10 protein-coding genes and 1 other RNA gene are annotated in these 12,037 nt (G+C 57.8%); 3 read left to right on the plus strand and 8 right to left on the minus strand.

The genetic code is table 11. From position 1 onward, the window contains the following. The first annotated feature begins 2 nt into the window (after positions 1-2). Complete coding sequence (trpS, locus tag IPH19_02890) at positions 3-995, plus strand: tryptophan--tRNA ligase (protein ID QQR60339.1); 993 nt, start codon at positions 3-5, stop codon at positions 993-995. 37 nt (positions 996-1,032) lie between these two features. On the opposite strand, the gene IPH19_02895 is transcribed toward trpS, so the two are convergent. The 3 genes from IPH19_02895 to rnpB all read right to left on the minus strand — a co-directional run bounded on the left by IPH19_02895 (position 1,033) and on the right by rnpB (position 4,929). After that, positions 1,033-3,018, minus strand: coding sequence for an adenylate/guanylate cyclase domain-containing protein (locus tag IPH19_02895; protein ID QQR60340.1), 1,986 nt, complete (start codon positions 3,016-3,018; stop codon positions 1,033-1,035). A 3-nt stretch (positions 3,019-3,021) separates the two neighbouring features. Beyond that, positions 3,022-4,398 (minus strand): FecR domain-containing protein, encoded by a 1,377-nt coding sequence (locus IPH19_02900; protein ID QQR60341.1) that lies wholly within the window; start codon positions 4,396-4,398, stop codon positions 3,022-3,024. A gap of 79 nt (positions 4,399-4,477) precedes the next feature. Beyond that, an RNA gene (gene rnpB / locus IPH19_02905) (RNase P RNA component class A) lies at positions 4,478-4,929 on the minus strand. 154 nt (positions 4,930-5,083) lie between these two features. Between rnpB and IPH19_02910 the strand changes: the two genes are divergently transcribed. Continuing rightward, positions 5,084-6,178, plus strand: coding sequence for a hypothetical protein (locus tag IPH19_02910; protein ID QQR60342.1), 1,095 nt, complete (start codon positions 5,084-5,086; stop codon positions 6,176-6,178). Positions 6,179-6,181: 3 nt separating this feature from the next. Further along, complete coding sequence (locus IPH19_02915; GenBank protein QQR60343.1) at positions 6,182-6,505, plus strand: hypothetical protein; 324 nt, start codon at positions 6,182-6,184, stop codon at positions 6,503-6,505. A gap of 45 nt (positions 6,506-6,550) precedes the next feature. Here IPH19_02915 and IPH19_02920 read toward each other — a convergent pair whose 3' ends face one another. From IPH19_02920 to IPH19_02940, 5 genes are all read right to left on the minus strand, one after another. Further along, on the minus strand, positions 6,551-7,978 hold the full coding sequence (locus IPH19_02920) for a DUF2207 domain-containing protein (GenBank protein ID QQR60344.1): 1,428 nt from the start codon (positions 7,976-7,978) through the stop codon (positions 6,551-6,553). Beyond that, a complete protein-coding gene (locus IPH19_02925) occupies positions 7,923-8,246 on the minus strand; it encodes a DUF2207 domain-containing protein (protein ID QQR60345.1) in 324 nt (107 codons plus the stop codon). The genes IPH19_02920 and IPH19_02925 overlap by 56 nt, the downstream gene beginning before the upstream one ends. Before the next feature lie 99 nt (positions 8,247-8,345). Beyond that, positions 8,346-10,097, minus strand: coding sequence for a hypothetical protein (locus IPH19_02930; GenBank protein QQR60346.1), 1,752 nt, complete (start codon positions 10,095-10,097; stop codon positions 8,346-8,348). A gap of 80 nt (positions 10,098-10,177) precedes the next feature. Then, positions 10,178-11,188 carry a hypothetical protein gene (locus IPH19_02935; protein QQR60347.1) on the minus strand — a complete coding sequence of 337 codons (1,011 nt, stop codon included), beginning with the start codon at positions 11,186-11,188 and terminating at the stop codon, positions 10,178-10,180. A gap of 109 nt (positions 11,189-11,297) precedes the next feature. Further along, positions 11,298-12,002, minus strand: coding sequence for a hypothetical protein (locus IPH19_02940; protein ID QQR60348.1), 705 nt, complete (start codon positions 12,000-12,002; stop codon positions 11,298-11,300). Positions 12,003-12,037: the final 35 nt, after the last annotated feature.

Genomic DNA, 12,037 nt, shown 5'->3' on the forward strand with positions numbered 1-12,037 from the left:
ATATGAAAGACTTGGTGTTTTCCGGAGTTCAGCCGACGAGCCAGCTGCATCTCGGCAACTACATTGGCGCGCTGAAGCAGTGGGCTCCGATACAGCATGATCATAAGTGCCTGTTCTGTATTGTCGACCTGCATGCAATTACGGTTCCGCAGGAGCCAAAGGAATTGCGCCAGAATATTCTTGATGTAGCCGCCGCATATCTTGCGAGCGGCATCGATCCAAAACGCTCAACGATTTTTGTACAGAGCGAAGTTCCGGAACATGCGGAGCTTGGTTGGATTTTGGGTACACTTACCAAGATGGGAGAACTGGAACGCATGACGCAGTTCAAAGATAAATCAGCGAAGGGCGGTGCGGAACGAGCGGGAGCAGGATTGTTTACGTATCCGGCACTCATGGCGGCTGATATTCTTTTGTACGATACGAGCGCGGTTCCGGTTGGCGAGGATCAGATGCAGCATTTGGAGCTGGCTCGCGTGCTTGCTCGCCGCTTTAATGAGCGTTTTGGTGACACATTCCAGATTCCTCAGGCTTGGATTCAAAAGCATGGCGCTCGCATCATGAGTTTGCAGGATGCGACCAAGAAGATGAGCAAGAGCGATCCTTCAGATACATCCAAAATTTTGCTTTCCGACAGTGCCGACATCATCCGCAAGAAAATCATGCGTGCTGTGACGGATACAGCTGGCGGAATTACGTATGACATCGACAAAAAACCGGCGGTTTCGAATTTGATGACGATTTATCATCATGTGACCGGTGCCACGATGAAGCAGATTGAGTCGGAGTTTGAAGGCAAGGGGTATGGCGACTTCAAGAAAGCTTTGGCAGAGGCGGTTGTTGCCCATCTTGAGCCCGTGACCAAGCGCATGCAGGAATTCCAGAGTGATCCGCATGAGCTCATGCGCATTCTCGATGCAGGCCGTGAAACAGCACAGGGCTTGGCAGCTGAAAAAATAAAACTGGTGCGCAACCGTGTCGGATTAGGCAGATAGCAAGAAAAAAAATACCCCGACGTATCGGGGTATTTTTTTATTTCTTTGTCATGACCCAGGCGCCGTTCCAGTCAGCCGGAGGAGGCGTTTCTTGATAGATATGACAACGCTCAAGGAGATGCTGCGTCGTGAGATCGTCCGGCTTGATCTGGAGAAGATTCTCGCATTCTGCGGCGGCTTCTGTGAAGTTGCGGCCGTAATAATGGTTCAGAGCTGTTTCAAATTGTTTGGCGAATTTGATGTGGCTATCCTCGACTTCACCAGCCATGCCAAGCACTTGGAAGATACGTACCGGTTCTTTTTTGCCTTTGACGGCTACGGAATCGAGCTCGCGCGTAATGTAGCTTTCATCAAGCATGTCGAGCGTGTTTTTGGTGATGATGATTTGCACGCCGTACTCCTTACACAAGCTTTCTGTGCGGCTCGCAAGGTTTACGCTGTCGCCGATAACGGTGTAGTCATAGCGGACATCGGCACCGATGTTGCCGACGACCATATCGCCCGTATTTACACCGACACCCACCTTGAGCTCAATGCCTTTTGGAAACGCGCCCTCCTTATTCATCTGTTCAAGTTTATCGCGCATACGGATGGCGGTACGGACGGAGCGTGCGGCGTGGTCGGCTTGGTCGAGCGGGGCGTTCCAGAAAGCCATGACGGCGTCACCGATGTATTTGTCGAGCACTCCCCCTTCTTCAAAGACGATATTGGTCATCTCATTCAGGTAGGTATTGAGAACGTCGACCAACTGCTCCGGAGTAAGTCCTTCCGACAAGGTTGTGAAGCCGCGCAGGTCGGAGAAAAGTACAGACATGCGGCGGCGATCGCCGCCGAGCTTCAAGCGCTCTGGCTCACGAACGAGCTGCTCGACGACGGAAGGTGAAACATAGCGCGTAAAGGCAGCGCGAATTTGCTTGCGCTGAGCATCGGTTTCCAGCCAGCGCTCGAGCAAGAGACCCATGTAGCCAAAGAAGACAACGAGGGAAATCCAGACGATGTCGAGAACGTAGCCGCGATCAAAGAGAACAAAAGATGTGATGATCCAGCCAAGCCAAATCACGAGCGCAACGATGGCGCTTGCGCGAGCTTTTACACGAGGGACGAGCAGACCAAGCAAGAGACCGACGAGCAGCAACAACAATCCCTGAATCCAGAGCGAGACCGGGACAAGCCATTTGCGCTGTACGAGCGTGTCATAAACCGAGGCATGAATTTCTACGCCGCTCATCGGGTCGCCAAAGGAGGTGGCGACGTTTTGTTGGTCATGCAAGTCGCGCGCCGTTGCGCCGATGAATACAACCTTATCTTTTAAGCGAGCGGCATCAACACGACCTTGGATAACATCCGCAGCAGAGACAATTGGAAAAGCTTTGCGAGGGCTAGCCGGGAAGTTGATCAGCATTCTTCCGCTGCGGTCGAGCGGGATGGAAGCGATTTCTGGAGCGCGTCCGGCAAGACGGGCGGTTTCATAGGCAAAAGGTACGACTTGAGAGCCATCGAGACCTTGAGACTGCGTTGGAAGACGGCGGGCAACGCCATCCGTATCGAGCGGGATATTACTGAAACCCGCGGCTTTGCTTTCTGCCTGAATCAGAGCGATTGGCTGGACGGTATTCTTGGAATCAAAGACGAGCGTATTACCGCGTACGACAAAGTCGAGCTCAACCGGGAGAACGACGTTCCTTGCAGATTTCAACGATGTTGCGAGTGCCGTGTCAGCGGCGGTGTCGGATGGTTCCGGAAAATTTACGTCGAGAGCAATGACTTTCGCGCCTGCTTCACGCAAACGATCGATAAGCTGGGCGTGCACGGAACGCGGCCATGGCCATCGACCAATGCGGCCAAGCGAAGCGTCGTCGATCGCCACAATAATGGCAGATGGGTCAGCGGTGCGCGGAAGAAAGAAGCGGTCGGTGACGCGCGAGCCGACGGTATCAAAGAGCCCGGCCAAAAGGCCGAGCATCCCGACAAAGCCGACGCTTAGTCCGACGATAACTGGTAAAGCGATGCGAAAGCGTTTCATAGATTAAAGAGGTTTGCCGTTGATCAGGAATTGAACCTTGGTATCGACTTGCATGTTGGTGGAAGTCGCCTCTATTGGCAAGACAACGGGTGTCTCAACAGAGCGGCTTCTTAGGGCTGCAGCTCTGGCGGCGAGGGCGCGCATTTTTGCTTTTACGACTGGCGTCCCCTTCTCTCCTTCCGGCAGCTGCTGTAATTCACGGCCAAGATTTACAAGGGATTGTTCAGCGATGCCGGCCATACGTCCTGCCAGATCTTTGTCGCCGCTTTCAAGGGCCATCAAACCTTCATCGAGCCGATCTCCGATAGAAAGCAGGCGGAGGAAGATGCGTTCGGCGGCATTTTTTGCGACACGCTCGCGCAGATCTTCCAATGCCTGTTTGTAACGATAGGCCGGTGTTTCCGGAAGCACGTCCTCGAACAGTCGTCGGCTGCTGACGAGAGCGCGGCGCAGAGCGAGCATGACGGCTGGTTTACCAGATTCAAGCTGGGCGCGAATGTCGCGCTCAAGACGCGTGAAGTCTTCTGCCGCTCTCCCCTCTGCACCCGTTTCTGCCTCATCGCGGATGATGGCGAGACGACGGAGAATCATGCGCGCACCAACCGAAGGACCGCGCAGACGCTCGGAGGCATCACTGAGCAAGCGGAGCACACCTGGGCGCGGCAATCGACCAAGACCGAGCGAGGTACGAAAGGCACTGCGGACACGTTCATTGAATTTTTTATCCAATACGCTGTTCTCGGTGAACCAAGCGCTTGCCGTACCTGATGCGCTAATCGGCATGGTGGATGTTGTGCGATACGCGCCGCCAAATTTTGCCATCGAACCCTCTACCACAAGGAGTCCTTCTGCTGTTGATGCAACGGTTGGACCCGAAGCCTCAACGACGGAATCGGAAACCCAGAGCGTTGTTGGTTCATTGCCGTGTTTTTCCAAATCAAAAGCGGTTCCGCGTACGGTCGCGATCACATCATTTGTATGAACTACGGCTTGCGCGTCGATATCGAGCAATGTCTGCATGCGCGACCAGATGCGTCCGGCTTCAAGACGTAAGTCCAATATTACATTACCGTCTTCTGTTTGACCGAGCTTCTCGATCAGGATTTCTGTCGAGGTCGAGATGCGGCTCTCGCCTTGGCCAAACCAATCGAGAGATGCGCTGCCCTCGCTGCTCGTGCGGATACGATCGCCTTGCATAAGCGTATCGTCGACATTGATAGCGACGGGGGCTGCACCGTCACGAAGACGCTCGAGCGTTCCGGTTTTCTCACTGACGCGTGCGAGGGTAATACCCTCTTCCGGCAATGAGCCGAGCGACCAGAACCAAATTCCGCCTAAAGCCGCGATAAACAACAGAACAACAGGAATCCATTTGCGCATAGAGTGTTATTCCGAGTCTATCGTCTTGTCTCGGGCGCGTAAAATCCAAACAAAAATCCCACCTTGCGGTGGGGTTTTTGTGCCGGGCGAAACGGTAAGCCGAGTTTTGTCGTGCCTGCTTTGCAGCAGACAGGATGACCATCTCTCTGGGCCGCGCATTACTGCACGGCTCTAGCGAGCGACCATTGCCAGCAATCTTGCGATCACCGACTCTTGCTCTTGCACCAGAAAGGGTTTGCCGCAAACTGCCGTTACCGGCAGCCGAGCGGACTCGCAGAACGGCTTGCGCCGCACCACCTGTCCGCACTTTTCACGTTTCACCCCGTAAAACGCTTGCGCGTCACGGGGCTAGTATAGTCTCTGTGGCACTTTCCCTGGGTTTCCGTAAATGGAGAGACACGTGTTCCTTCCATTTGCTTTATATCCCGGCGGTCGTTAACCGCTTTCGCTTTCCTCCGCCTTGCGACGGATTCGGAGCTCGGACTTTCCTCCCCTGTTCTTGCGAACAAAGGCGATCATCTGTTTTGCCAGGCGGGCCCAAGATAACAGAAAAAATGGGTTTTGGCAAGGGTTACAGCCCGATCGATCCTATATAAGGACGATTGACAAAAGGACGATTTTTTGCTAAAGCTACGTCGCACCTTGTGAAGTTATCGCATGCAAAACATGCGAAGAAAGGCCAGCAATGCAGACGAAGGACCTCCCGATTCCGCAGAAGTTCCAGTCGTTCGCCCTCAACCGCGTGCGCGCCCATCAGCTCGTGGCACCGAAGGGCATGCTCTCGCACTTTGGTCTCGAGACGCTCATCACGAGCGTGGCGGTCGAGCGTACGCGTCTGCTCGACATCGTCGAGCGCGTGACGCGCACGCATCGCAAGATCCTCGAGCGCAAGTTCTCGCCGGAGCTCGATCTCGACCGGACGCACATGATGGCGCTCGAGCTCATCCACGACGCGATCGAGGCCGAGGCCGCGACGGCCGAGGATCTCTTCGACGAGAACGGTACGCCGAACGGCATCTCGACGGACGAGATCGCTCACTTCTTCCCGGGCGACAAGGTCTTCGAGCTGTGGTTCTACTCGGGCTGGCACAGCGGTGACGAGTTCGACAAGAAGTTCATGGCGGATGTGTGGGACTTCGTGATCGAGCACAAGATGTTCGGTCCGATGACCCATCTCGACCTCGTGACCAAGCTCGGCGTCGGACTGTTCATGTCGGACAAGATCCCGCACGCGGTGCGTACCGCAGTGCTCGAGGCCGTTCTCCAGAACGGCGAGCCCCTGCTCCGCAAGACGGATCCGGGCCGCGACAGCTCGAGCATGAACGCAACAGGAAGCAAGGCCTTCACGGCCGCCAAGCTGCTCGAGGTCATGACGCCGACGGTGCTCACGCAGCACATCGAGATCAGCCAGCTGGGCCGCCCGATCATCGAGCTCGCCAAGCAGCTTGGGTGGATCAAGGTACCGGCAGTGAACGTCGAGGTGCCCAAGCCGGAAATCTCGGCGCTTCCGCCCGAGGCGCTCGACTCCGTCGTGCCGCCCGCTCCCAGCACAACCTCCGATGGCGACCCCGAAGTCGTGGTCGGTGCGACCGACGGCAGCGGCATGGACGTCGAGCTCGACGAGATGCTCGCGAACGACAAGGCCGCCAGCGAGCACCCCGCGCTCGTCGACGACGACTCCGACGAACCCACCATGGTGGTGACCGCCGACGATGCCGAGCGCGGCAGCAAGAAGAACAAGCGGGACAAGAGCGGTCCGCCGCCGATCCAGAAGCGGTGAACCGTGGACCCCAAGCAGAATCGTGCTCCCGAGCCGGAAGAGCCCGAGACCGTCGACGATGAAGATGTCGTCATGGTCGACGAGGATTCTCCGGATCGGGACACGATTCCGCCGGATGAGCCACTCGTCACAACCGAATCGATCCCTCCTGGAGACGCAGAGGTCGAGGACGCTCTCCTCGACGAAGAGCTGGGAGACGTGTTCTCCCGCATCCGCACGGTGTCGGTAGCACCTCCGCCGCCTACCGCCCTTTCCGAAGATGAGCTCGAAGCTCAACGTGAAGCCGAGTTCGAGGCACTTCTCGAACGAAGCAAGAAACCAACCTAACTGACAAGGCCCCGACCAGCAATGGATCGGGGCCTCGTTTTTTTCTTACCAACTTCCTCCCCCGCCGCCGCCCCCGCCGCCACCGGAACCTCCGCCCGAGAATCCGGAACCGCCGGAACCGGATGAAGAAGGCGCAGAGTACATCGAGGATGATGAGGATTGATGGAATGATTCCATCGCGTGAGCGTAACTTACGGCTGACCAGGCATTTGTCGATCCAGTCACGTATGAAGGCTTGGGTAATTGAATGTTGGCAAACTGTCCGGCCCACTTTTCTTCTACTCCGAAGGCAACAGCGGCGGGCAGGAAGCGGGCAAATTCTTCTGGCCGTTTGGCTGGAGCGTCCGTGAATTCTAGACGGGCTTTTTCCGTAACAGACAAAAATTTCTTGAAGCCCTCAACACGCTCGACAATCACAGCACCTTCCTTTGTGACTCGCGGCATGTGCCAACCAAATAGCATCACGATCAAACCGGATGCGATGCCGGAGAAAATAAACATTTCTCCAAAAGCCCCGATCAAAAAGAAACCGAGTGCAACACAGCCGATCGCGACGGCCGTCCAAAGGAATCGAATGACTGATGGATCTTTTCCAAAGTACCCGCGCTTTTGCAGATCATCGAATATTTCTTTGCGGGCTTTTTGCAGATCTTGCCAGAAAGAGTCGTGCCGCTCGGAAAGATCGACGGAATCGCCCTCAGAGAATACTCCGTCAAAAAGCGTGCGCTCGTATGGTGCCAATCCAACCGGCTCTTTTACTTTTTCGTAATACACTTTGGCCTTTGGCTTGAACCAACCGTCTTCATTTGGATCGCCTTCAAAGCGGATCTTGGCGTAGCCGCGGCGAGCGAGATCGAGCAGTGTTGCGGTGATGGCTTTGGACGGGACTTGCTGATCGACCAAAGAAATTTGCAGGCCAGGCGGAAGCTGTTCCGGCTCCTCGTACTCGGCGATGATGGTTCCGCGGCCCTTTGGATCGCGTCCGTATTTCCACCAGAAGATGATCATCGCGATCAAGACAAGTAATGGCGAAAAAAGCGGAAGGTTGTCTTGAATAAAGAAGAGTATATGCTCCGATAAACCGATGTCGCGCATCGCTACATCCGGAAGACGGACGGCGAACGTCAGGCCCTCGCCAGGCGCGAGTTCACGGCGCGCGGAAACCGTTAGCGTGGTTCCCTGAACGTTGATATCGCACTCTTGCTCGGTTGAGCCATAGGCGCCGGTGAAACAGATGGTATTGGTCGGAGCAGCGGGAAGCTCGACGCGCATGCTGGCTTTGGCGATCGAGACTTGCCACTCGTTTCCGGTGACATTCCAATAGAGTTCACGCTCTTTGTCATCCGGGAAATCGTTAATGGAACGAACGGTGGAATAGTTAAACGTATACTGGTGCTTTCCGGTGATGGTGATGTCTTCATCGCCCAAACGAATTTTGCGATGCTCGCCCTCGCGTGTAATTTTGCGTGGCAAATTTCCCATCCTGTAATGAATCTCCGATATTAAAGTGGAGATCAAAGTTGGTCCCGCTACGGGAATAGCGTTCCGGAATTGAACGATAGATCCCATGCTTTTGGAGATCGCCGAAGTCGTAGTCGATCGACTCGGTGATCGTGAGACGGCGGTCAGCGTCTAGCTTGGCTTCTACATGGAAATCCGTGATGGACTCGGCGGCGTGGGCCGCATGCGTCGCCTGAAAAGCGCAAAGCGTAAAGACAAGCGAGAAGAGAAGGCGTTTCATGCAGATATGGTGGCCTAGCTGGGGCCAGAGGGCAAGGTATCCCGTGAAATGAGAAACGCCGCCCCGACAGAGTCGGGACGGCGTTTCAGAGGGTGCCCGTTAGGGCGCGATGGCGATGGTGCGCAGCGAGAGATCTCCGAGTCCGTACTCGTTGATCCAGTCGCGCGAACCGCCAGTCGTTGCGGTGAGCGTGTTGTGCGGGGAATCGGTCACATCGGACCAGGCGACGACGAACGAAGCGCTCGCGCCGCCAGGACCGGAGTCCGTTCCCTGGTCGATGGACGCGGATGGACGCGGGCCGACAGAACCGACGATATCATCGGCCAGGTAGCCGGTGGCAGTGTCGGTTGCGGTCGAGGCAGCGATGCCGATGGACAGGACGTCCGTTCCGAGGATGTCGCCCTGAAGCGCCATCTGTACCTCGATCACGGCCGTACCGTCGACGGCGAGGCCTCCCGGGAAGGAGAGCCACGCGCGTGCGACATCCGGCGCAGGGAAGAGGTAGACGGCGCTACGGAGATCGGTTCCGTCTTCTGCGAAGATCGTGGCCGAGTCTACCGGTCCGCCGTCCCGAAGGACGTTCATGCCGTAGAACGAGTACGACGGCGTGGTCGTCGCGTAGTCGGGCGTCATGGTGCGATCGAACTCGAGCAGGATGCGTCCGAGCTCGCCGCGGCCGGTGACGGTCATGCGCAGGAAGGTGAAGGAGCGGCCCCGGAAGAGCATCGCATCCGTCACTTCCTCGAGCGCGATCGAGAGCGAGCTTCCGCGTGCCACGAGCGTGTTGCCCGTGGTCGGCGCGGAAGACGAGGTGCAGGGCGCGGCCGAAGTCGCGCCAGTACCACTGACGCTCTCGAAGCCGAGGGCGATGCGGTTGCCGGACACCGGAGTGCCAGCAGCCGAACCGACCGACGAGCGAGGCACGAGCGTCGCGAGACGCGCGCGCAGCTCGAGCGGCTGCTCGACGTCGCGATTCAGGATGGACATGCCACCCGTCAGCGTGATGTCGATGCTCGTGTCTGCGCCGGCGACCGCCGTTCCGACTTCCTCGCCGCCGATGAAGACGGCAATGTCGTCGTAGGAGGCGGGATCACCTGCGAGGGTGATGCTCGCCTGCTCGAGAACGATGTTCTCGCCGGTGGCGGTGATCGTTCCGCTCGCGATGAGCTGGAGCGTGCCGTCGGGAACGATCATGCCGGTGGGACTGGCGGGATCGAACTCGACGACGATGTCGCCGGCTGGAGCAACGGGAACGCCGAGCATGGGATCTTCTCCCGTTGCACCGGCTTCACGCATGGCTTCCGCGGTGACGTTCACGGGCACGGCGCCCATGTCCATACCGAGAGCCTCGATGTCGACGACGTCCGCGATGCCGACCGTGACGAGCTCGCCCGACGGATTGTCGAGCGCGCTGTCGAAGTCACAGCGGACGCCGAGACGCAGCTCCCCCATCGCAGGAACGAGCACCGAAAGACCGGTGAACGCCATGCGACCGGAAGCATCCGGGATGACCGCCGACGAGATGAGGTTGTCCGCATCGTCGTACAGCGAGCAGTTCTCCACCACACGTGCGAAGTCGCTCGCGCGGAAGGAGCCCGTGATATTGGCCTGACCGGTGAGGGTCAGCGTGGGAACACTCGTGTCCGGATCACCAGGGTCCGAGGTGAGAATGACATCGTTGACGGGAACGAGCTCCCCGCCGGCGACGCCACCGCTCGAACCCGACGACTCGATGTCCGCCGTGAGAGCGGCGTTGGTCGAGCTGACCGGAAGGGTCGACGGATTGGTGCTGCAGGCAATGAGCAGCACGATGCTGCTCAGGGTGTAAAGGAGCTTTCGTACCTGTACCATTACTTCCTCCATGTAAAATATTACACCTTTCAGGGGTTTATGCAACGCGCATAAGCCTCTGAAGGAGTGCGGGAACCGGCTCAACTCCGATGTATTTCTACATTGGATGAGCAGGTTCCCGATGGCTCAGAATGAGCCAGAAACGGTGAGGGTCGCGTGATCGGTCGAGACCGAAGGCGAGACCAGGACACCGGTTGCAGGAGCGTGGCGCCCGCACCAGCCGAGGCCAGTCCGAGCGCGAGGAAGACGTACTGCAGCGCCTCGAGCGTTGCACCCTCGGAGCAAAGGCCGCGTACGTGACCGACCTGCTGCATGGCGTCGGGGACGCTGAGGCCATCCACCGGGAGGATGTTGCCGTCGCTCGCGTTGGAGCAGGCGTCACCGCCGGAACCGAACGTGAGGCGATGACGATAGTCGATCAGCGACGGGTCGCTGTTCAGATCGTTGAGACGTATCCAGACCGGGATGTCGGCGAGGAGCAGCGCCGCACCGAGACCGATGAGCGACCAGCCTGCCCACTCGTGGTTGTACGAGGCAGGAGCCGGATGCGGATCGAGGATGACGTCGGACGAAGGCGGAATGACGTCGGCGACCGCCGGAACCGGATTGGGCGAGACGTGCAGGCAGTCGATGAGCGATGGTCCTGCCACAGACGCCATGCTGTCGATCTGCTCTTGCGAAGGCATCAGCGGAAGACGGCCCGTGTAGTGCGAGACGACGCGATGCTGGTGAAGGTCGAAGTAGTTGAGCTCGACCTCGAGCTCTTCTGCGATGTCGGTGTTGACCCTGTGGGTCGTACCGAAGACGAGCGTGCCGACAGACATCGCGTTCGCGATCCGATCGAGACACTCGATGTTCGTCGAGGCGCAATCGTGAACGAGCACCATCTGCGCGAGCGAGATGTCGCGATCCGACACATCGCAACCGCGAGCCTCGAGGGCCGTGCGGAGCGAATGCGTCAGGCGACGCGCCTGATCATCATCCCCTTCCATCGAGTTGATGCCGAGAACGAGGACGGACTGCGCGGAAGCCATTGCGGGTTGCGTGATGATGAACAGAAGGAACAGGTACGAGAGCATTTGAATGTGCATTGCACACCTCCATCTGAGATTCACGACCTTCGCCACCATGGCGGGGTTATGAATCCAAGAGGAGCCTCCTGCCGCTGGTTTCACCCAGACGGAAGAAGCAGAGAAACGGTCAGAATGATGGTGTTGTCGTCACATGTACGAAGCACACGTCACGAGACATGCCGTCGATGCGCAGCGATGTGCTGACGAGTTCGGCCTCGACCGGCAAGCAGCGCGCAACCGGATCACAACGCTGAACCGAGAGATGCAAGAGCGCATCGTCCGGACAGGATGCCGTGGAATCGCTTCCGATCCCTGCCGTGTGTCCGGCAAATCCGTCACCGGAACGCTCGGCGAAGTCGCCTTCTAGGATGAAGCCGAAGGATTCTTCCGCCCTCACCCGGAAGGCAAAGACAATCGGGAGCTCCTGTTCCGGAATTCCTTCATCCCACTCGGCGCTTCTGCGGCACTCGAGCCAGTCGAGAACGCATTCGTGATCGAGCACGTCCGAGACTGCCCCATCCACGACACGGATGTTGCCACCCGTGCCGAAGTAGGATCGGATGCGGCCGCCATAGGCGACCATGCCATCCATCGCTGAGGTGATGCGCACCTTGTAGACGACCTCGTTTGGAGGCAGCACGTCTACAGGATCATGCCAGTAGTGGAAGTAGTTGGCGGGACCGTCCGGATGCGGACCGCAGGAAGCGGGGTTGTACTCCCGCGTGCAGGCGCTGACCGGAAGCGGAACGGGATTCTCCTCGCGCTGATGCGAGAGATAGCAACCCGAGATCCACGATGCGAACAACGTGATGATTGTGATGCGAATGTACATGTGTCCTCCAGCTTCGGCCTCCGACGGAAATCGTC

The sequence above is a fragment of the Candidatus Uhrbacteria bacterium genome (assembly GCA_016699205.1).
GTDB lineage: Bacteria > Patescibacteriota > Patescibacteriia > 2-12-FULL-60-25 > 2-12-FULL-60-25 > CAIXDN01.